This window comes from Bradyrhizobium centrolobii, assembly GCF_001641635.1.
Taxonomy (GTDB): Bacteria; Pseudomonadota; Alphaproteobacteria; order Rhizobiales; family Xanthobacteraceae; genus Bradyrhizobium; species Bradyrhizobium centrolobii.
In genome coordinates this window covers 329914-349488 of sequence record NZ_LUUB01000080.1, presented here as the reverse complement: position 1 = coordinate 349488, position 19575 = coordinate 329914, and the positions used below count along the sequence as shown (strand labels likewise).

Genomic DNA, 19575 nt, shown 5'->3' with positions numbered 1-19575 from the left:
TAGGGTCCAGACTCAATTGATCCAATAGGCGACGATGGCTGCGATGTGGACGGCAGCCAAGAAGTTTCTGGCGAGTTTATCGTAACGAGTTGCGACACGCCTGAAATCCTTGAGCCGGCAGAAGCAACGCTCGATAACATTGCGCCCTTTATAGATGCGCTTGCTGAAGTTGTGGAAGGTCACCCTGTTGGATTTGTTTGGAATGACGGGCTTGGCGCCACGATTGACGATTTCGGCGCGAAAGCCGTCGCCGTCGTAGCCTTTGTCCCCAATGAGGGCAGACATGGGCGGCGCGAGTTCCAAAAGGGCCGGCGCTGCGGCAATATCTGCGTCCTGGCCCGGAGTGAGATGAAATGCGCAGGGTTTGCAATCAGGGTCGCTCAGCGCGTGGATTTTCGTGGTCCGCCCGCCGCGCGAGCGGCCGATCGCCTGTTCATGTTCCCCCCTTTTCCGCCGCTCGCCGAGCGATGCGCCTTGATCGAGGTGGAGTCGATGGACAAAGTCACGCCATCCTTGCCGCAGCGGGCGAGCGCTTCAAAGATCGCCTGCCAATGTCCGCGCTTGGCCCAGCGATTGAACCGATTGTAGATCGTCGTGTAAGGACCAAAGTCGGGCGGGCAATCGCGCCAGCGCGCGCCACACTGAAGCATGTGGATGATACCGCTGATGATGCGTCGATCATCTTCGCGCTCCGGTCCGGTCTGGTTCGTTGGCAGATGCGGCTTTATCTGAGCCCACTGCTTGTCGTTGAGCCAGAACAGCCCCTTGCGCATCAAAGCCCCCGTGCCGAATCAGTTCGGGTGCAAGAGAATCAGAGCGCGCTAATTAGGTACAGACCCTAGTTGCGTATTCGTTATACGTTCAGCATCAGGGCGGGATCGGTCGCAACGCTAGACGATCAGGACCGCGCCCGAAGCCAGAAGCAGCAGCAGTACGATCTTGCGGAATGCAGCCTCGTCGAGGCGGCCGAACAACTTGAGACCGAGCCAGGTGCCGGCGAACAGAGCTGGCAATCCGGTCAGAAAGAGCCTGACCGTATCCGCGCTGAGCGCGCCTTTGGCGCCGATCCACAGCGCACTCACCACGAACGTCGCAACTGCGACTGGTTGAAACACCGCGCGCTGCACGTCCTTGGGCCAGCCGCGCAGCCCGCACCAGATCGTGACCAGGATTCCGGCCAGCCCGGTGATGCCGCCCAACGCGCCGTTGAGGAATCCGACAACGGCATCGACCGCCGCGCCAAGGATGAACGGCCAGAGCCGTCCCCAATCCAGCGCACCGCGCAATTTCCACACTGAGTAACCCTGCACGATCAGCCCAAAGGCAATGATCAGGCTGGCGCTCTGCAGGGGAGTAAGGATGTAGAGCCAGATCGAGGCCGCGACCAGGCCGAATGCAAAGCCGGAAAGACCCGCGACAAGCGCAGCGGCAAAGGTTGCAACAATGAAAAGCTGAAGCTCAAGAGATATCCCATCCATGTGTTCGCTCCATACCAAAGCGAACAGCTCTTGCATGGGATGACCCACTTCACGGGGAGGCTGCTACGTCCCCACGGGCACACATTAGTACGAATGCCGAACAAACTCAATTGGCGTTCTCAACGCGCAACGTGAGCGACGCCACTTGACCCGCTACTCAACCACGCTCACGGCAGTCGGCTGAGTTGCAAGCGCAAGGACCTCCCGGCGCGAAATGGATTGCATTGGTCGCTCCTCCGGTACGGCGAGGCGCTTTGATTCTCGCCAGATCAATATTTCGGTCGGTGTGAATTGGCCCACTCGCGCGCGTGCAGTATAGGCTCGCGTGGCGGTAGGCTCGCGCGCAGCTTTCGGGTCGTCGGCAGATCCTCCACGATGGAGCGCCACCGGCAGAAGGCCGGAAACTTGCGGTACATGGATTGGCCTTCGTCAGTCAGGCCGAAGGCAAATGTGGACGGCAATAAGTAGAAGTCGGCAAGCGTGAGCTCTGATCCGATGAGATACTGACCGCCATGCGCGAGTTCGCGCTCGATCACCGAAAGCGCGAGCTCCACCTTGGGCAGCGCATGCGCCACCACCTTTTCGTCGGGAGCGATCCCAAGCTCTGGAAAGACCAGGCGCTCATGCGTCACGTGATAGATCATATAAGGGTAGACGTAAGAATTGACCGCACTGATCCATTGGTTCATGCGCGCTCGTGCCCTCTGATCTTGCGGAGTGAGGCGCTGCCCCCCGAACGCCTCGTCGATGTATGAGACAATCGCGCTCGTCTCATACAGAATGAAGTCCCCATGCCTGAAGATCGGAACGCGGTTGAAGGGATGCAGTGAGAGATGTTCGGGCTTCCCCATCACGGGCTCGAGGTCCTCGAACCTGTAGGCAACGTCCTTGTGGGTGAGGACCAGCCGGACGATGTTGACAAACGTACTGCGGGGAAAACCGTAGACCACAGTCTCTGACATCTGACTATCTCCACTCAAGATCGATCGACTTAGCCGTAGTGTTCGTCATCGCCAGAACGGCATATTGGCCTGCTCGATGACCTCTTCGCGGGTGAGCCCGAGATCGGCAAGCAGATGTGGGTCATCAGCGATGGCACGGAGACCAGCGCGCTGGTGCATCCGGTCGCTGCAAGCCAACAATCGGTCGAGCAGAGCCAGCCATGAATTGGTTTGATGATCCTCGGACGTCGTGCTGCGCCGAACCCGGGGAAGGCGCTCGCTGTTGGCAAAAGGCATTGACATCGAACCGCTCCAAATCCGATGATTTCGAACTGCCACCGCCTCCATAAGGCCGGCGGGGCAAAGTCCGCAAAGCACGCTTTCTCGGGCTTGCCCCAATTTTTCTCATGAACTTTCCGGAAACATGGCGATGCGTCCGCGTTTGCCGCCGTTGAATGCACTAAAAGCCTTCGAGGCTGCAGCCCGGCACGAAAGTTTTACGCGCGCGGCAGAGGAGCTGTGCGTTACCCAAGGGGCGATCAGCCACCAGGTGAAGGCGTTGGAAGCGGAGCTGGCGATCAAGCTATTCAATCGCGAACGCCATCGGCTTATCATCACCGAGGCAGGGCGGGACTATCTCGCTGTCGTGCGTGATGCGCTCGATCGTATTGCCGCCGGCACGGAGCGTCTGCTGCAGCGGCAAAGCGCAGGCGTGCTCACGGTTAGTACCTCGCCGGATTTCGCAGCCAAATGGCTAGTCCATCGGCTTGGCCATTTTGCCGAGGCTCATGCCGGAATTGACCTTCGCGTTTCCGCAGCTATGCATCACGTCGATTTCGCGCGCGAGGAAGTTGATCTTGCTGTGCGTCATGGCGATGGCAATTGGCCGGGTCTCGACGCGGTCAGGCTTAGCCAAGAACGGCTCTTTGCCGTGTGCAGTCCCAAGCTCATGTCCGGTCGTCGACGACGCCTTGGAGCAGCCGACATCCTGAAGTTTCCCCTGATACATCTCGACAGCCGTTCTGACTGGGAGAAATGGCTACGCGGTGTTGGCATAGATGACGCAGGCGTTACCCACGGTCCGGTGCTCAATCGCGCCAGCATGGTGATCGATGCCGCAATCAATGGGCAGGGCATTGCGCTTGCGCGCACCACATTGGCGGCTTGGGATCTGATCAATGGTAGGCTCGTGATGGCCTTCCCAGAATCCCTTCCGGTGTCAAAGACATATTGGATCGTATGCCCGAAGGCGACTGCGGCGCTGCCGAAGATTACAACCTTTCGGGATTGGCTGCTGGCGGAAGCGGCGGCGGACTTGCGACAGCTAAAATGCTTGGCTCAGCGGCCGGGCACTCAAGCCGAGCCGAACAGTCGCCGCGGGAAACCAAAAAGTCGCGTCGCGAGCCCTCGCTAGGCCGAGCGCGCGGCCGCAACGCAACGCCGAACTGTCGCGCCGCTTCAGGACCAAAGCTCCGATGAACCGTTTATCGCTGCGTTGAGGCGGAGGAGGAGATCACTGCCAAGCTTCCTTTTCCAAATGCGCCCTCAAGCCTCCTTTCGATGGAATCATTGGAGGCCGTCGTACAGCGCTTGCGCTCCTGGCGGACGTAAGGGCTGCAACGGCGAACCTTGTTGACAGAAGCGGATGCTCCCGCCCGGGGATGCCTCCGAAAGCGGCGCGCTGCCGCTCGAGCAGAAGGCCGAGGCGATGCTGAACGACATGCTCGCCCGGGGCGATGAACTGACCCCTGTCTCTCTGCTGGTTTGGCGCGCGATCATACCATCGTGCCGGTGTTTTGCCCGACGAGTCAAATGGGTTTCGGAGGCGACACAAGGCTTTACGCCTCATCGGCTACTTTGCATGGGGTTGTTTTCGACATTTTCGTCGGGGCCAGAGGGTGGCGTTCGCCGTCGTGATGACAAAGTCCCTTGCGCGGACGCCAAGGTGGGTTACCGTTGGCTGCTAGCCGCAGGGCTAGGTGATCTTTTGACTAAGCTTTTTTAGCATCCGATTTTGCCGGCGCCGCGACGGCGCGACGCCTACCGAAAGAGGCGGGGCCATGATCATACGGGACCAGGCAGCTCTCTTGGCGCCGATCGAGCGCGACCTGCGGCTCGATCTTTTCCGCGGCATCGGCCTGTGGATGATCTTCCTCGATCACATCCCGCACGACGTCGTGGCCTGGCTCACCTTGCGCAATTACGGCTTCAGCGACGCCGCCGAATTCTTCGTTTTCATCTCCGGCTATCTCGTCGGCTGGATCTACGGGCCGATCGTCGCCGGTGGCTGGTTTCTCGCCGCCCTCAAGCGGCTGTGGCGGCGCGCAGCCGAGCTGTACGTCGCCCACATCATGCTGTTTTTGCTGTTCACGGCGCAGATTGCCCGCACCGCGCGCCGCTTCGACAATCCGATGTACGAGCACGAGTTCAACGTGTTCAATTTCCTGGCGCATCCGGACGAGCTGATCGGGCAGGCGATCCTTTTGAAATACAAGCCGGTCAATCTCGACGTACTGCCGCTCTACATCACGCTGGTGTTTGTCTCGCCCTTCATCGTGTGGTGCCTGGTGCGCCGGCCGAACCTGATCCTCGCCGCGTCCGCGGTGCTCTACGTGCTGTCGCGCTGGTTCGACTGGAACGTCGCCTCCTATCCGCCCGGCGCGACCTGGTACTTCAACCCGTTCTGCTGGCAGTTCATGTTCGTGTTCGCGGCCTGGTGCGGCGTCGGAGAGATCGACAAGATCGCCAACTGGGTCTGGTCGAAAGCGACGATGGGATTGGCTGCGGCCTGGCTTGTGTTCGCCTTGCTGATCGTGATGACCTGGCACATCCACGCGCTCGAGGCGATGATCCCCAAATGGATGATCAAGGCGATCTACCCGATCGACAAGACCGATCTCGACATGCTGCGCTTCACGCATTTCCTGGCGCTGGCCATCTGGGTGACCCGTTTCGTCTCGCGCAAGTGGAAGGCGCTGCACACGGTCTGGCTGCGTCCCGTGATCCTCTGTGGCCAGCATTCGCTGCCGATCTTCTGTCTCGGCGTGTTCCTGTCATTCTCGGCCCACTGGATCCTGACCCAGTACACCAAGGGGGTGTGGGAGCAGCTTGCGGTTTCGATTGCCGGGATCGTCATCATGATCGGCGCCGCGTGGCTGCTCGATCGCGCCGACCGGGTGCCAAATTTGTTCGTGAAGGTGACGGAGGTCGAGGAGCCCGAAGCCCTGGTCGAGGCCGCGCCAGTCGCGGCCGCCACTGTAGCGCCTGCGAGCCGCTGAAGGCATCGCGGCGCCAGCCCGCATTCTCATGGAGATGTCCATGTCCAGACGTGTTTTGACGATCGCCGGCATCCTCCTGCTCCTCGTCTGCGGTGCATCGGCTGAGGCTCCCTCGCTCGAGGCGATGAGCGCGGCGCGCAAGCTCGTCGTCACCTTGAAGATCGCGGACCAGTACCGTGCGGCTCTCCCGCAGCTCCTGCTCAAGCTGAGGCCCGTGGTCGCGCAGGACAGGCCGGAGATCGAGCGCGACTACGATGCGATGACGGCGCCGGGCTCCGATATCTACGCTCCGTTCCTCGCCTCGATGATCGAACAGATTGCGGCCGTCTACGCCGCCAGTTTCACCGTCGATGAGCTGCGCCAGATCGAGGCCTTCTATGCCCAGCCGGCCGGTCAGAAGTTTCTGGAGAAGTCGGATGCGCTGGCGCAAGCGAGCGCGCAGATCGGCCAGGACGTGAGCCAGAAGGCCGCCGACGACCTCAAGCAGCGCCTGATCGAGGCGCTGCGCCAGAGGGGGCACAAGCTCTGAGATTGATCACGGGCGAGTTGGAGCACGCGAGAGCCTGCCTCGCGTGCTCTTTGGCTCACTTCACCAGCGGGCAACCGCCGTCCTTCAGCGGCCGGAAGGCCTGGTCGGCGGGGACTTCGGCGAGCAGCTTGTAATAGTCCCACGGGCCCTTCGATTCCTCGGGCTTCTTAACCTGGAACAGGTACATGCTGTGCACCATGCGACCGTCATCGCGCAAGCTGCCGTTATCGGTGAAGGCGTCGCGCACCGGCAGCTCGCGCATCTTGGCCATCACCGTCTTGGTGTCCTTGGTGCCGGCGGCCTGCACCGCCTTGAGGTAATGCAGCGTCGCGCTGTAGGTCGCGGCCTGGTTCATCGTCGGCATGCGCTTGACGCGTTCCATGAAGCGCTTGCCGAAGGCGCGGGTCTTGTCGTTAAGATCCCAGTAATAGGCCTCGGTGATGATCAGCCCCTGCGCGAGCTTCAGCCCCAGGCTGTGCACGTCGGAAATGAACATCACGATCGCCGGGAGGTTCTGTCCACCGGCGACGATACCGAACTCGCCGGCCTGCTTGATTGCGTTGATGGTGTCGCCGCCGCCATTGGCGAGCCCGATGATCTTGGCCTTGGAGGCCTGCGCCTGGAGCAGGAACGAGGAGAAGTCGGCCGTGTTGAGCGGATGCTTGACGCTGCCGAGCACCTTGCCGCCGGCCGCCTTCACCACATCGCCGGTGTCGCGCTCGATCGAATGGCCGAACACGTAGTCCGCGGTGAGGAAGAACCAGGTGTCGCCGCCGTTCTTGACGATGGCGCTGCCGACGGTGTGGGCATTGGAATAGGTGTCGTAGGTCCAGTGCGCGGTGTAGGGCGAACAGGATTTGCCGGTGATGTCGGAGCTCGCCGCATCCGTCACGATCATCACCTTCTCGTACTGCTTCGACAGCTCCATCACCGCGAGCGCGGTGGCCGAGGTCGGCAGGTCGATGATCATGTCGACGCCCTCGGTCTCCCACCATTTGCGCGCGATCGAGGCAGCGACGTCGGGCTTGTTCAGCACATCGGCACTGACCATGTCGATCGGCTTGCCGAACATCTGCCCGCCAAAGTCCTCAATCGCTATCTTTGTGGCCTCGACATTCCCCATGCCACCGATGTCGGAATAGACCGAGGAAAAATCGGAAAGCACGCCGATCTTGAGCGAGGTCTGCTGGGCGAGAGACGGGCTGATCGCGAATGCTGCGAGTCCGGCCGCGAAAGCGGCACGCGTAATCCGGTACATGGACATTTCCCCCTCATTTATAGCTGGTGTGCCAACCCAGATTTACCTCTCTGAAGCGTCAATTCTTGCGTAACGGCGCCGCGTTCGCTGGCTGATTTGACGCGGCCGGTTGCGCCGACTACGCTTTGCGCAAACGCGAGAAATGTGTGAGTGCGATGGCCTGACCAACGGCGGGTCGACATTCACGCAGATTGCAAATTCAGGGGGACGGAAATGACCGGCGACATTACAGCCACCATCTCGAAAGCCCGCGAGCATTCCATCGGCGATCTCCTGCGCCGCTCGGCGGGCCGCGAGCCGAACAAGCTCGCGGTGAGTTGCGGCAGCATCAGCTGGAGCTTTGCCGAGCTGGATGCGATCTGCAACCGGCTCGGCCGCGGCCTGCTCGGCCTCGGCGTCAAGAAGGGCGATCGCCTCGCCGTGCTCTCGCGCAACTCGCACGCCTTCGCCGCACTGCGCTTCGCCGTGGCGCGGATCGGCGCTGTGCTCGTGCCGATCAACTTCATGCTCAATCCCGATGAGATCCATTTCATCCTGAAGAGCTCCGGCGCGAAGCTGCTGGCAACCCACCCCGATTTCGTCGAGCCCGCGCGCGCCGCAAGTGCCAAGGACTGCGCGGTCGAGAAGCTGATCTGGCTGCCGGGCGAAGATCCCGCCACGGCGCCCGCGGGCCTGACCAGCTTCGACGATCTCCTGCATGCCGACAGCTCGTTTCTGGAGGCCTCCGTCGACAACCGCGATCTCGCGCAGATCGTCTACACCAGCGGCACGGAGTCCCTGCCGAAGGGCGCGATGCTGACCCATGAGGCCGTGATGTGGCAGTATGTCAGCTGCATCATCGACGGCGGCATGAGCGTGGAGGACAGATGTCTGCACGCGCTGCCGCTCTATCACTGCGCCCAGCTCGACGTCTTCCTGGGCCCGCAGATCTATCTCGGTGCCTCCGGCGTGATCACGGGAAAGCCGACCGCCGACAATATCCTGACGCTGATCCAGGCGCACAAGATCACCTCGTTCTTCGCGCCGCCGACGATCTGGATCGCGATGCTGCGCTCGCCGAACTTCGACAAGATCGACCTGTCGACGCTGCAAAAGGGCTACTACGGCGCCTCGATCATGCCGGTGGAGGTGCTGCTCGAGCTGCAACGCCGTTTGCCGAACGTCAAGTTCTGGAATTTCTACGGCCAGACCGAGATCGCGCCGCTCGCGACCGTGCTGCGGCCTGAGGACCAGCTCCGCAAGGCCGGCTCGGCCGGCAAGCCCGTGCTCAATGTCGAGACGCGCGTGGTCAACGTCTCGATGGAGGACGTCAAGATCGGTGAGGTCGGCGAGATCGTGCACCGCTCGCCACACCTGTTGTCCGGCTACTACAACGATCCCGTGAAGACGGCTGCGGCGTTCTCCGGCGGCTGGTTTCACTCCGGCGATCTCGCCACCGTCGATGCCGAGGGCCACATCACCGTGGTCGACCGCGTCAAGGACATGATCAAGACCGGCGGCGAGAATGTCGCAAGCCGCGAGGTCGAGGAGATGGTCTACCGCCTCCCGGCGGTCTCCGAGGTCGCCGTCGTCGGCCTGCCCGACCCGCGCTGGATCGAGGCGGTCACTGCAATCGTCGTGGTCAAGACCGGCGAGACGCTCGACGAGGACGCCGTCATCAAGCACTGCGCCGGCCAGATGGCGCACTTCAAGGTGCCCAAGCGCGTCATCTTCGTCGACAGCCTGCCGAAGAACCCGAGCGGCAAGCTGCTCAAGCGCGAATTGCGCCAGCGCTTCGTCGGCGGCGAGACGCTCGACAAGGCGATCCAGAAGAATTTTGGAACGTGAGGCTCCCCGCGCTTGTCCCGCGAAGCTTTAGCGAAGGCGGATCCGGGTGAGGGGGAGTCTCCGCAAGTCCGTCCGCCAGGCTTGAAGCAAGTCCGCATTCACATCGTCATTGCGAGCGCAGCGAAGCAATCCAGACCGTCGCCGCGGAAATAGTCTGGATTGCTTCGCTGCGCTCGCAATGACGGAGAGGAGGAGGCTGCGCTGGTCCAACTCTTGTCGTGGTCGCGGAAGCAGTCCCTCACCCCAACCCTCTCCCCGCGAAGGGCGGGAGAGGGAGATGCACCTCAATACTTCTTCACCGCTGCCCCGAACGCCAGCCACAGCGCCACCGAGGTTAAACCGAAGCCGCCGAGCAGCAGGAAGGTCGGGCCGTAGCCGATCCATTGCGAGATCCAGCCGCCGAGTGCGGGGCTCAAGCTTGCACCGACGCCTTGCACCGTGATCACCGCGCCCTGGCCGAGATTGATGCGGCCGGTGCCGTTGAGCGAGCGCGCGACCATGCCGGGTACGGCGACGGTCTGAAGGCCCGTGCCGATGCCGTCGAGCACCTGCACCGGCGCGACGCCCCACCATCCCGTGAGGAAGAAGGCGAGCACGCCGCGAATGGGAAGGCAGATGAAGGACGCCAGGATCACCGGCCAGTAATTGCGCTTGCCTGCCACGTGCATCGCAATGAGCGAGGTCACGACCATCGTGCCTTGCGCGATCACCACGATCGTGGCGACAAAGCTCGGTCCATTTGCGTTGGCGTCGGCGACGCCCGCGAGCCCGTACAGGGGAACGATCGCAGCATTGCCGAGGTGGAAGATGGCGAGCGTTAGCGCCAGCACGAGCAGCGGCTTATGTTTTAGCAGCACGGTCAACCCGCTCGGCGGGCTGTCGGGGTCGTCCTCCTTGCTGCCGCGTGCGGCACGGTCGTCGATCGACTTCGCCGGGATCATCAGCACGCAGGCGATCGCGATGGCGCCGAACGCGGCAGCGAGCACGAACACGATGACGTAACCCAATTTGAAGCCGAGATAGCCCGACAGCGCCGCGCCGACCATGTTGCCGGCGTGGTTGAACGCCTGGTTGCGGCCGTTCAGCGCATTAAAACCCTTCTGCTTGGCGATGCCGAGCGTGATGCCGGTCACCGCCGGCACGATCGCGGCGCTCGCCAGCGACTGCGCCACTTGCGAGAACGTCACGGCCCAGAAATTCTGCGAGACGAGGATGATCGCCGAGGCCAGAACGACGCAGATGCCGGGGATCACCACCCACAGCCGCTTGTTGCGGCTGGCATCGATGAAGCCGCCGATCGGCGTCGTGATCAGCATCCCCGCGACGTTACCGATCGTCATCGCGGTGCCGATCAATCCGCTCGCCCAGCCGTGCTCCTGCAGGAAGACCCCGACGAACGGCCCGATGCCCGACTGCATGTCGGCCATGAAGAAATTGAGTGCGAACAGGGGCCAAAGACGGGTCGAGGACGCGGAACGCGATGTCATCGAGACGCAGAAGGTGACGGTGCCAATCGAATATGGTCTCGTGCAAGGTGACGCTAGGCGCCGGTCGATCGTGCCGGCGCGGACAAAAACCTAACTGGCACTGATCGCGTTGGTTCCGTCCCCCTTGCGATCGCGGGCTCGCGCTATCACCTCGTTCCTGTCCCGTCCGAAAGGCGTCTTTCTGGAGCACCCAATGCCCCTCTGGACCTGCGAAACCTGCGGCGCGCAATTCCCGAACAGCGAAAGTCCGCCGGCCTCGTGTCCGATTTGCGAGGACGAGCGGCAGTTTGTGAACTGGAAGGGGCAGACGTTTCTCACCCGCGAGGCGTTAGCGGAACGTCACCGCCTGGTCTGGCGCGACGATCTCGGCCTCACCGGCCTTGCGCTCGAGCCGAGCTTTGCCATCGGCCAGCGCGCGCTGCTCGTGCCGACAGGAGACGGCTGCGTGATGTGGGACTGCGTGCCGCTGGCAACCTCGGAGGCGATCGCGCAGGTCCGTTCGCTCGGCGGGCTGAAGGCGATCGCGATCTCGCATCCACATTACTACGGCGCGCTCGCCGATTGGAGCGAGGCGTTCGGCGGCGTGCCTGTCTATCTGCACGCGGATGATCGCCAATGGGTGACGCGGCCGCATCCTTCGATCGTGCACTGGACGGCAGACAGCCATCGCATCTCGAACGAAGTGCTGCTCCTGCGCACCGGCGGTCATTTTGCGGGCGCCACCATGCTGCATTGGTCGCGCGGCGCGGACGGCAAGGGTGCGCTGCTCACCGGCGACATTGCGCAGGTGACGATGGACCGCCGCTTCGTCAGCTTCATGTACTCCTATCCGAACTACATGCCGCTCAATGCAGCTGCGGTGCGGCGGATCGCGGCCGCGGTCGATCCGCTCGCCTTCGACCGCATTTATGGCGCCTGGTGGGGCCGCAACATCGCTGAAGGCGCCAAGGCCGCGTTCGCGGTTTCGGTGGAGCGATATATCGCGGCCATCGCCTGAGCCGCGCGACGACCAGAATCCGTCTTGCCTTCGCTTAATAACTGTACTAGTAGTACAGTTATTAAGCGTGACGCAACGAGGCGTTTGCTGGTTCGGCACGATCGATGCATCGTCGTTTCAGCGGCGTGTTCTGTGGCCGTGTGAGCGGGAGTTAGACGCATGACGGCACAGCGCGACTACGAGATATTCGAGGCCGGCGACGTCACCCTTCAGTCCGGCACGGACTTCCCGGCCATAAAGCTCGCCTACAAGACCTATGGCACGCTGAGCCCGGCCAAAGACAACGTCATCCTCTACCCGACCTCGTTCAGCGCCCAGCACTACGACACCGAATGGCTGATCCAGCCGGGCGGCGCGCTCGATCCCGAGCGCTACTTCATCATCATCCCGAATCTCTTCAGTAACGGCCTGTCGTCCTCGCCTTCCAATTCCGCCGCGCCGTTCGCGAAAGTCACCTATCACGACGCGATCGCGGTCCAGCACCGGCTACTCACGGAGCGCTTCTGCATCTCGAAGCTCGCGTTGGTCTATGGCTGGTCGATGGGCGGCATGCAGGCCTATCACTGGGCGGCCACTCATCCCGACATGGTCGAGCGCGCGGCGGTGGTCTGCGGCAGCGCCCGCTGCGCGCCCTATAATCATGTGTTCCTCGAAGGCGTGAAGGCCGCGCTGACCGCCGACCTCGCCTTCCGCGACGGCCGCTTCGTCGAAAAGCCCGTTGCCGGCTTCCGGGCGATGGGACGGGTCTACGCCGGCTGGGCAATGTCGCACGGTTTTTACCGCGACGAAGTCTGGCGCGAGGCCGGCTTCACCTCGCTGGAGGACTATCTCGTTCGCGCCTGGGATTCGACCTTCGCGCGGCGCGACGCCAACGATCTGCTGGCGCAGATTGACATCTGGCAGAACGGTGACATCAGCCGGTGCGCTGCTTTCAGCGGCGATTTCGATCGCGCGCTCGCCGCGATCAAGGCGCACATACTGCTGATGCCGGGCGCGACCGATCGCTATTTCGACGTGCGCGACAATGAGGACGAACTCGGCCGGCTCGTCAACGCCCGCTCCGCCGTGCTGCACCCGATCCCGTCGGTGCATGGCCATCGCGCCGGCAATCCCGTCAACAACCCGCGCGATCACGTCTTCATCAAGGCCAAAATCGCAGAGCTTCTCCGCAAGTAACTTGGGCGCCCGATCATGACTGACGCAACCGTTTCAGAGTCCGGCCATCGACTGAAGCCGCTGACGCCGGCGATGCTGCGCGAATTGTCGGTCCGCTCCAATCTCAAGGGCGCCGCGCGCAGCGTTGTCCATTACGGGGTGGTCGTCCTGGTCGGCGCGCTGATCTGGAAGGTCGCCTCGAGCTACGGCGTTCTCTGGGCGCTGCCGCTGATGGCGGTGCAGGGCTACTTCGTCGCCTTCCTGTTCATGGCGGTGCACGAGACCGCGCACAAGACGGCGTTCAGGAGCCGTGGCCTCAACCTCGCGGTCGGCTATCTCTCGGCCTTCATCATCGGACTTCCTTACGAATATTACTGCCTGTTTCACTGGGACCATCACCGCTACACCCAGGATCCGGACAAGGACCCGGAGCTGATCGTCGGTGTGAAGCCGAAATCCGACACGCAGCTCGCGATCGCCTATAGCGGCCTGCTCCAGGTCGCCGGCCGCCTCTGGCTGATGCTCGGCCATGCCGTCACCGGCAAGGTCACCGTGCCCTGGATCCCCGAGAACAAGCGCGCCATCATCGTGACCGAGGCGCGTGTCTATGTCGCTCTCTATGTCCTGCTGCTCGCGACGTCGCTCTGGTTCTCCTCCGCGCTGCTGCTCTGGGTCTGGATCGTGCCGGTGCTCGTCGGGCAATGCTTCCTGCGGCCCTATCTCTATGCCGAGCACACCGGCTGCGAGCGGACCCGTAGCGCCTTCCAAAACACCCGCACCACCTATACCGGCGCCATCGTCAAATGGTTCGCGTGGAATATGCCCTACCACGTCGAGCACCACGCCTATCCCTCGATCCCGTTTCACGCGCTCCCGAAGCTGAACAGCATCGTCGACGGCGAGATCATCTACCGCGGTCGCGGGTATATCGCGACGACGCGCGAGACCTGGGCGTGGTTTCGTGGGCAGCGGCAGGTGTAGTTAGCCAAGCGCACGTTGCCCTTCCTTCTCCCCTTGTGGGAGAAGGTGGCGCGAAGCGCCGGATGAGGGGTCTCTATCCGCGATTCCAACTGCATCGCCTTCATCGCGGATAGAAACCCCTCACCCGGCCTCGCTGTCGCGAAGCCACCCTCTCCCACAAGGGGAGAGGGTGCACCGTCGTCGCGTCATCGCGGCTAACCCTTCGGCCGCAACACCAGATCGACCAAAGTCCGCGCATAGGCCGGCGTGATCGGGGCGATGCCGAAGACGTAGCGGTAGAACAGGCTGCCGTAGATGGCGTCGTAGAGGTCTTCGGCCGGAGCGTCGGCCGAGATGCTGCCATCCGCCTGGCCCGCGGCGATCATCTCCACCAGCGCATCGCGGCGGAACTGCAGATAGCGCGCATAGAACAGCTCGGCGGAGCCGGTCTTGGAGATGCATTCGGAAATCACCGCGAGCTGCACCTTGCCGAACTCGCCTTGCAGCGCCTCGGCATAGGCCGCGGCATGGCGGCGCGCGCGTGCCAGCGGGGTGCCGGAACTCGCTGGAGGCAGCGGCAACATCTGCGCGGCATGGTGGAGGAAGGCGTCGATCAAAAGCGCCTCGCGCGACGGCCACCATTTGTAGATTGTCATCTTGGAGACGTTGGAATGACGCGCCACCGCATCGATGTTGGTGGTGGCAAGGCCGGTGGCCGCCATCAGCGCATAGGCGCTTTCGAGGATGGCGTTGGTGGTCTCGACCGAGCGGGGCCGGCCACGCCGCGGCGTCACGTCAGCCGCTTCACTCGTGCCTTTCGCCATGGCCTCGTCCGGTCCCCGTGCGCCGCCTACCACTGCGCGGTTGTTCTGCCCGGCATAGCGCAGCCGCCGTGCCCGGCCTAGCGGAAATCGCGCGGCGCGAGTGCCTAAGCGCGCTGCCGCAAGGCTGCCGGCAGGTCCTGCCGCCTCGACCAGGAGATGTAATAGGCGACCCCGGTCATGGCGGCGAAACCAGCGAGACTCACCACGATCTGCATCACCACCAGATTGGGCCCGGTGATCAGCACGAGATGGCCGGCGAAGGACAGGAACACGCCGACGCAGAACACCGCGAGCCACTCCTCGCCGCATCTGATGACCATTTGCAGCGGCTTCCATTGCAGGGCCGGATGGTCGGCCGGCACCAGATGCGTGGCGAGGAAGGCGAGCGCGAGGAAGTGCACCACGCGATAGGGCGCGAGGTTTTCCTTGTCGGTTGGCGTCATGATGTTGAGCACGATATCCGGCAGGTAGGCGGCCAGAGCCGGCGAATGGCGCATCAGCGTGATGGCCATCGCGAACACCAGATAGGCGCCCGCGAGCACGCGCAGCCAGGCCATGCCGTGCAGCGCGCGGCCGGGCGCGCCGGTCACGGCGAACCAGCCGCCGAGCACCATCAGCATCTGCCAGCAGAACGGATTGAAGGTCCATTCCTGATCCGGATAGACGCGAAAACTCCAGTCGAACCAGCGCGCGGCGACATACAGCGCGACCGATGCCGCGAGCATCAGGTTCGGACGCCGCAACAATCCCCACAGCGCAAACGGAAAGAACGCCATCAGCGGGATCATCAGTTGCAGGAGGTCGAGGTTCAGCGGCTCCTCCTGGAGCACGAGCCCGCGCACCAGGATTCGCAGCGGATGCTCCAGAATGCCGGAGATGTTGTATTCGTGGATGATCTCCGGCGCCATCGATTGCGAGGCGACATAGGCGATGGTGTCGATATAGATCACGAACAGCACGACATAGGCGGCATAGAGCCGCCAGACGCGGCGGAAGATCCGCGTCGCCGCGACGATGTAGCCGCGCTCCAGCGCCATCTTGCCGTGAATGATGGCAACGCCATAGCCGACCACGAACACGAACAGGTCAGCAGCGCCGCTGAAGCCGAAGTTGCGCAATGTCAGCAGGTTGGCAACATTGTTCGGGATGTGGTCGATGAAGATCGACCAGTTGGCAATCCCGAGCGTCAAATAGAGCCGGGCATCGTGATGAAATGCGGCGAGGTTCGCCTTGACGGACGGTCTCATCGAATAAAGCTTTTGGAATCAGGGGCGCTGCTTTTAGCGCAACGACCGCCCTATCCGAGTAGCGTTTGCGTGAACGCGGCCCGGCTTGGGCGGCCGGCGAAAAATTTCGCATATCGACCTGTCGATTTCCCGCAAACCCGTTCGTCTTGCAGCCAGCGCAACTTCTGCAAAAGGGGAAACGACATGAGTTCCTATCGTTGGGTGATCGTGGCCTGCGGGGCCCTGATGACCTGCGTCGGTATCGGCGCGATGTTTTCGCTCGCGGTCTATCTTCAGCCGATGTCGGCCGACACCGGCTGGTCACGCACCGGCATTTCGAGCGCAATGACGATCGACTTCCTGGTGATGGGCGCGGCCGGCTTTGGCTGGGGCGCGCTGTCGGATCGCATCGGACCGCGTGCGGTGACGCTGACCGGCGCGTGCCTGCTCGGGCTTGGCCTCGTGCTGGCGAGCGGGACGACGTCGCTGATCTCGTTCCAGCTCACCTATGGCGTGCTGGTCGGGCTTGCGGCCGGCGCCTTCTTCGCGCCGATGATCGCGGCCGCCACCGGCTGGTTCGAGCTGAAGCGCAGGAGCCTTGCGGTGTCGCTGGTCTCCGCCGGCATGGGCGTGGCGCCGATGACGATCTCGCCATTCGCGCGCTACCTGATCTCGACCTATGACTGGCGCACGGCGATGATGACGATCGGCATCGCCGCGTGGATCCTGCTGGTCCCCGCCGCGCTGCTCGTGCGGCGCGCACCGGCAGAGCTCACGTCGGGTCTGGCGCGCGCCATCGATGAGCCAGGGCTCAGCATCGGCGAGGCATTGCGCTCGCCGCAATTCATCGTGCTGGCGCTGACCTTCTTCCTGTGTTGCGGTGCGCATTCGGGCCCGATCTTCCACATGGTGAGCTACGCCATCGGTTGCGGTATCGCTCCGCTCGCGGCCGTGTCGATCTACAGCGTCGAGGGCCTGTCCGGGCTCGGCGGCCGCCTGCTGCTCGGCCTGCTCGCCGATCGTTTCGGTGCAAAGCCGGTGCTGATCTCCGGGCTCCTGGTGCAATCCGTCTGCATTGCGGCCTATCTGTTCGTGAACCGGCTCGAGGCGTTCTATGCGATCGCGGTCGTGTTCGGTACGGCCTATGGCGGGGTGATGCCCCTCTATGCGGTGCTGGCGCGGGAATCCTTCGGCCAGCGCATCATGGGTACCGTGTTCGGCGCCCTGACCATGGTCTCGGCGATCGGCATGGCGTTCGGCCCCTGGGCCGGCGGGCGCATTTTCGACGCCAACAACAGCTACGCTTGGCTCTATCTCGGTGCCTCCGGCATTGCGCTCGCGGCGGTGCTGGTGGCGCTGGTGTTCTCGCCGCGACGCGAGGAGCAGCTGCTTCAACCGGCGTGACCGGATCGGCTATGACGGGCACACAGGCGTTCGATTGCCCGCGTTGTCGGCACTGCTCGGCCAGGAGGGCCTGTGGCTGCCGTTATACTGGGCTGCCCCAGCGACCCCGCTGGCCGTGGCGCGATCTGCATCGGCCGCAGCCCCGGGGTGATTTCGCAGCGATTCTTACCCTCCCCTGGAGGGTAAGTCCCCCCCTCACATCCTCTTGATCCCCTGCCTCATCGCGCTATATCCCGGTTTTCTCCGTTTCGTATTGACTGGGTAGAACGCATGACGACCACCGATACGGCTGCGCATACGCAGTCCTTCCAGGCCGAGGTTTCCGAGCTCCTGCACCTGATGGTGCACTCCGTCTATTCGGAGACCGACATCTTCCTGCGCGAGCTCGTCTCCAACGCCTCGGACGCCTGCGACAAGCTCCGCTATGAGGCGATCGCCAATCCGGCGCTGCTCGGCGAGGGCGACGCGCTCAAGATCCGCATCATCCCGAACAAGGCGGCCCAGACGCTCACGATCGCCGACAACGGCATCGGCATGGAGCGCCAGGAGCTGATCGACCATCTCGGCACCATTGCCCGCTCCGGCACCAAGGCCTTCGTGGCCAAGCTGAAGGAGGCCAAGGACGGCCTCGGCCTGATCGGCCAGTTCGGCGTCGGCTTCTATTCCGCCTTCATGGTCGCCGAGAAAATCGTCGTCATCAGCCGCCGCGCCGGTGAGAGCGACGTGTGGACCTGGACGTCCTCCGGCGGTTCCGGCTTCGAGATCGCCCGCGCCAGCGACGAGGACGCCGCCCGCGTGAAGCGCGGCACCGAGATCGTCCTGCACCTGAAGGACGATGCAAAAAAATATCTCGAGACCTACGAGATCGAGCGCGTCGTCGGCGCCTATTCCGACAACATACTTTTTCCCATCGAGCTCGTGCCGGAAGAGGGCGAGCCGCGCCAGATCAATTCGGCGAGCGCGCTGTGGCAGCGGTCGAAATCCGAGCTGACGGCGGAGGATTACAAGAAGGCCTATCAGCAGATCGCGTCCGCCTTCGATGATCCCGCGATGACGCTGCACTATCGCGCGGAGGGCCGCTATTCCTACGCGGTGCTGCTGTTCGCGCCGTCGACGAAGCCGTTCGACCTGTTCGAGCCCTCACGCAAGGGCCGCGTCAAACTCTATGTCCGGCGTGTCTTTATCACCGACGACGCTGATCTCCTGCCGGGCTATCTCCGCTTCATCCGCGGCGTCGTCGACAGCGAGGACCTTCCGCTCAATATCTCCCGCGAGATGCTCCAGAACAATCCACAGCTGGCGCAGATCCGGAAAGCGGTCGCCACCCGCGTCGTCAGCGAACTCGAAAGCCTTGCCGAGAAGGATGCGGACAACTTTGCCAAGATCTGGGACGCCTTCGGCGCGGTGCTGAAAGAGGGCATCTACGAGGATTTCGAGCGTCGCGAAAAGCTGCTCGCGCTGTCGCGCTTCACCACCACCTCCGGCGAGAAGCGTTCGCTGAAGGACGTCGTCGCCGCCTTCAGGCCGAACCAGACCGAGATCTACTATCTGGTCGGCGACAGCATCGAGCGGCTGAAGTCCAATCCGCGGCTCGAGGCGGCGACCGCGCGCGGCATCGAGGTGCTGCTGCTCTCCGATCCCGTCGACGCATTCTGGACGTCGATGCCGATGGAGTTCAACGGCAAGCCGCTGAAGTCGCTGAGCCAGGGCGATCTCGACCTCGACCTGATTCCGCGTCTCGACGAGAAGGACGAGGCGAAGAAGGACGAGCCGCCCGCGGATGAAGCGGCCACCATCGCCGTGATCAAGGCTTCGCTCGGCGAGCGCGTCAGCGACGTCAAGGCGTCGACGCGCCTCACCAGTTCCGCCTCCTGCCTCGTCGCCGGCACCGACGGCCCGAGCCGCGAGCTCGAGCGCATCCTGGCGCAGCAGAACCGCGGCATGCGGACCAAGCCGATCCTCGAAATCAATCTGCGCCATCCGATGGTGGCGGCAATCGCCAGGACCCAGGCTGGCTCAAAGGTCGTCGACGACCTCAGCCTGCTGCTGCTGGAGCAGGCGCAGATCCTCGACGGCGAATTGCCGGAGGACCCGGCTGCCTTTGCTGCAAGGCTGAACCGGCTGGTGCTGCAGGGGCTGGGTGGCTAGCGCGCTGTAGACGGACGCCATCGCCGCACGCCCAACTGCGCTCCCTCCCCCCTTGCGGGGGAG

The 19575-nt window shown here is 63.2% G+C and carries 16 protein-coding genes and 1 pseudogene; 9 read left to right on the top strand and 8 right to left on the bottom strand.

Annotation, left to right across the window (positions count from 1 at the left end; translation table 11 throughout):
- Positions 1 to 12 precede the first annotated feature (12 nt).
- The 4 genes and pseudogenes from AYJ54_RS47935 to AYJ54_RS30395 form a co-directional block, all read right to left on the bottom strand.
- A pseudogene (locus tag AYJ54_RS47935) lies at positions 13 to 773 on the bottom strand (IS5 family transposase).
- A 117-nt stretch (positions 774 to 890) separates the two neighbouring features.
- Positions 891 to 1478: a TSUP family transporter gene (locus tag AYJ54_RS30405; protein WP_063704846.1), complete on the bottom strand. Its 588-nt coding sequence runs from the start codon at positions 1476 to 1478 to the stop codon at positions 891 to 893.
- 269 nt (positions 1479 to 1747) lie between these two features.
- A complete protein-coding gene (locus tag AYJ54_RS30400; protein ID WP_063704844.1) occupies positions 1748 to 2440 on the bottom strand; it encodes a glutathione S-transferase family protein in 693 nt (230 codons plus the stop codon).
- A 45-nt stretch (positions 2441 to 2485) separates the two neighbouring features.
- Complete coding sequence (locus AYJ54_RS30395) at positions 2486 to 2716, bottom strand: DUF1127 domain-containing protein (protein WP_063704842.1); 231 nt, start codon at positions 2714 to 2716, stop codon at positions 2486 to 2488.
- A 133-nt stretch (positions 2717 to 2849) separates the two neighbouring features.
- On the opposite strand from AYJ54_RS30395, the gene AYJ54_RS30390 reads away from it, so the two are divergent.
- From AYJ54_RS30390 to AYJ54_RS30380, 3 genes are all read left to right on the top strand, one after another.
- Positions 2850 to 3833 (top strand): transcriptional regulator GcvA, encoded by a 984-nt coding sequence (locus tag AYJ54_RS30390; RefSeq protein ID WP_063704904.1) that lies wholly within the window; start codon positions 2850 to 2852, stop codon positions 3831 to 3833.
- A gap of 646 nt (positions 3834 to 4479) precedes the next feature.
- On the top strand, positions 4480 to 5697 hold the full coding sequence (locus tag AYJ54_RS30385) for an OpgC domain-containing protein (protein ID WP_063704840.1): 1218 nt from the start codon (positions 4480 to 4482) through the stop codon (positions 5695 to 5697).
- A 40-nt stretch (positions 5698 to 5737) separates the two neighbouring features.
- Positions 5738 to 6226 (top strand): DUF2059 domain-containing protein, encoded by a 489-nt coding sequence (locus AYJ54_RS30380; RefSeq protein WP_063704902.1) that lies wholly within the window; start codon positions 5738 to 5740, stop codon positions 6224 to 6226.
- A 55-nt stretch (positions 6227 to 6281) separates the two neighbouring features.
- Here AYJ54_RS30380 and AYJ54_RS30375 read toward each other — a convergent pair whose 3' ends face one another.
- Positions 6282 to 7484 (bottom strand): ABC transporter substrate-binding protein, encoded by a 1203-nt coding sequence (locus tag AYJ54_RS30375; protein WP_063704839.1) that lies wholly within the window; start codon positions 7482 to 7484, stop codon positions 6282 to 6284.
- Positions 7485 to 7697: 213 nt separating this feature from the next.
- On the opposite strand from AYJ54_RS30375, the gene AYJ54_RS30370 reads away from it, so the two are divergent.
- The gene (locus AYJ54_RS30370) at positions 7698 to 9311 is read left to right on the top strand and encodes an acyl-CoA synthetase (RefSeq protein WP_063704837.1); all 1614 of its coding nucleotides are present in this window, start codon (positions 7698 to 7700) and stop codon (positions 9309 to 9311) included.
- A gap of 284 nt (positions 9312 to 9595) precedes the next feature.
- On the opposite strand, the gene AYJ54_RS30365 is transcribed toward AYJ54_RS30370, so the two are convergent.
- Positions 9596 to 10798: an MFS transporter gene (locus AYJ54_RS30365; protein WP_063704835.1), complete on the bottom strand. Its 1203-nt coding sequence runs from the start codon at positions 10796 to 10798 to the stop codon at positions 9596 to 9598.
- A gap of 193 nt (positions 10799 to 10991) precedes the next feature.
- Here AYJ54_RS30365 and AYJ54_RS30360 point away from each other — a divergent pair, with 193 nt between their 5' ends.
- From AYJ54_RS30360 to AYJ54_RS30350, 3 genes are all read left to right on the top strand, one after another.
- On the top strand, positions 10992 to 11795 hold the full coding sequence (locus AYJ54_RS30360; RefSeq protein WP_063704834.1) for a hypothetical protein: 804 nt from the start codon (positions 10992 to 10994) through the stop codon (positions 11793 to 11795).
- Positions 11796 to 11954: 159 nt separating this feature from the next.
- Complete coding sequence (locus AYJ54_RS30355; RefSeq protein WP_063704832.1) at positions 11955 to 12971, top strand: alpha/beta fold hydrolase; 1017 nt, start codon at positions 11955 to 11957, stop codon at positions 12969 to 12971.
- A gap of 15 nt (positions 12972 to 12986) precedes the next feature.
- Positions 12987 to 13931: a fatty acid desaturase gene (locus tag AYJ54_RS30350; protein ID WP_063704830.1), complete on the top strand. Its 945-nt coding sequence runs from the start codon at positions 12987 to 12989 to the stop codon at positions 13929 to 13931.
- 194 nt (positions 13932 to 14125) lie between these two features.
- On the opposite strand, the gene AYJ54_RS30345 is transcribed toward AYJ54_RS30350, so the two are convergent.
- Both AYJ54_RS30345 and AYJ54_RS30340 read right to left on the bottom strand, forming a co-directional pair.
- Positions 14126 to 14734 (bottom strand): TetR/AcrR family transcriptional regulator, encoded by a 609-nt coding sequence (locus AYJ54_RS30345; protein WP_063704829.1) that lies wholly within the window; start codon positions 14732 to 14734, stop codon positions 14126 to 14128.
- 104 nt (positions 14735 to 14838) lie between these two features.
- Positions 14839 to 15981, bottom strand: coding sequence for an OpgC domain-containing protein (locus AYJ54_RS30340; RefSeq protein ID WP_063704827.1), 1143 nt, complete (start codon positions 15979 to 15981; stop codon positions 14839 to 14841).
- Between the two features lie 183 nt (positions 15982 to 16164).
- Between AYJ54_RS30340 and AYJ54_RS30335 the strand changes: the two genes are divergently transcribed.
- Positions 16165 to 17364 (top strand): MFS transporter, encoded by a 1200-nt coding sequence (locus tag AYJ54_RS30335; RefSeq protein ID WP_063704826.1) that lies wholly within the window; start codon positions 16165 to 16167, stop codon positions 17362 to 17364.
- A gap of 270 nt (positions 17365 to 17634) precedes the next feature.
- The gene (gene htpG, locus AYJ54_RS30330) at positions 17635 to 19512 is read left to right on the top strand and encodes a molecular chaperone HtpG (protein ID WP_063704825.1); all 1878 of its coding nucleotides are present in this window, start codon (positions 17635 to 17637) and stop codon (positions 19510 to 19512) included.
- The last annotated feature ends 63 nt before the right edge of the window (positions 19513 to 19575 follow it).

Excerpts from the sequence above, each read along its gene's own strand:
- AYJ54_RS30380 (WP_063704902.1), top strand. The coding sequence starts at position 5,738 with ATGTCCAGACGTGTTTTGACGATCGCCGGCATCCTCCTGCTCCTCGTC.
- AYJ54_RS30340 (WP_063704827.1), bottom strand. The coding sequence starts at position 15,981 with ATGAGACCGTCCGTCAAGGCGAACCTCGCCGCATTTCATCACGATGCC.
- AYJ54_RS30375 (WP_063704839.1), bottom strand. The coding sequence starts at position 7,484 with ATGTACCGGATTACGCGTGCCGCTTTCGCGGCCGGACTCGCAGCATTC.
- AYJ54_RS30395 (WP_063704842.1), bottom strand. The coding sequence starts at position 2,716 with ATGCCTTTTGCCAACAGCGAGCGCCTTCCCCGGGTTCGGCGCAGCACG.
- AYJ54_RS30385 (WP_063704840.1), top strand. The coding sequence starts at position 4,480 with ATGATCATACGGGACCAGGCAGCTCTCTTGGCGCCGATCGAGCGCGAC.
- AYJ54_RS30405 (WP_063704846.1), bottom strand. The coding sequence starts at position 1,478 with ATGGATGGGATATCTCTTGAGCTTCAGCTTTTCATTGTTGCAACCTTT.
- AYJ54_RS30390 (WP_063704904.1), top strand. The coding sequence starts at position 2,850 with ATGCGTCCGCGTTTGCCGCCGTTGAATGCACTAAAAGCCTTCGAGGCT.
- AYJ54_RS30355 (WP_063704832.1), top strand. The coding sequence starts at position 11,955 with ATGACGGCACAGCGCGACTACGAGATATTCGAGGCCGGCGACGTCACC.
- htpG (WP_063704825.1), top strand. The coding sequence starts at position 17,635 with ATGACGACCACCGATACGGCTGCGCATACGCAGTCCTTCCAGGCCGAG.
- AYJ54_RS30365 (WP_063704835.1), bottom strand. The coding sequence starts at position 10,798 with ATGACATCGCGTTCCGCGTCCTCGACCCGTCTTTGGCCCCTGTTCGCA.
- AYJ54_RS30370 (WP_063704837.1), top strand. The coding sequence starts at position 7,698 with ATGACCGGCGACATTACAGCCACCATCTCGAAAGCCCGCGAGCATTCC.
- AYJ54_RS30345 (WP_063704829.1), bottom strand. The coding sequence starts at position 14,734 with ATGGCGAAAGGCACGAGTGAAGCGGCTGACGTGACGCCGCGGCGTGGC.
- AYJ54_RS30400 (WP_063704844.1), bottom strand. The coding sequence starts at position 2,440 with ATGTCAGAGACTGTGGTCTACGGTTTTCCCCGCAGTACGTTTGTCAAC.
- AYJ54_RS30335 (WP_063704826.1), top strand. The coding sequence starts at position 16,165 with ATGAGTTCCTATCGTTGGGTGATCGTGGCCTGCGGGGCCCTGATGACC.
- AYJ54_RS30360 (WP_063704834.1), top strand. The coding sequence starts at position 10,992 with ATGCCCCTCTGGACCTGCGAAACCTGCGGCGCGCAATTCCCGAACAGC.
- AYJ54_RS30350 (WP_063704830.1), top strand. The coding sequence starts at position 12,987 with ATGACTGACGCAACCGTTTCAGAGTCCGGCCATCGACTGAAGCCGCTG.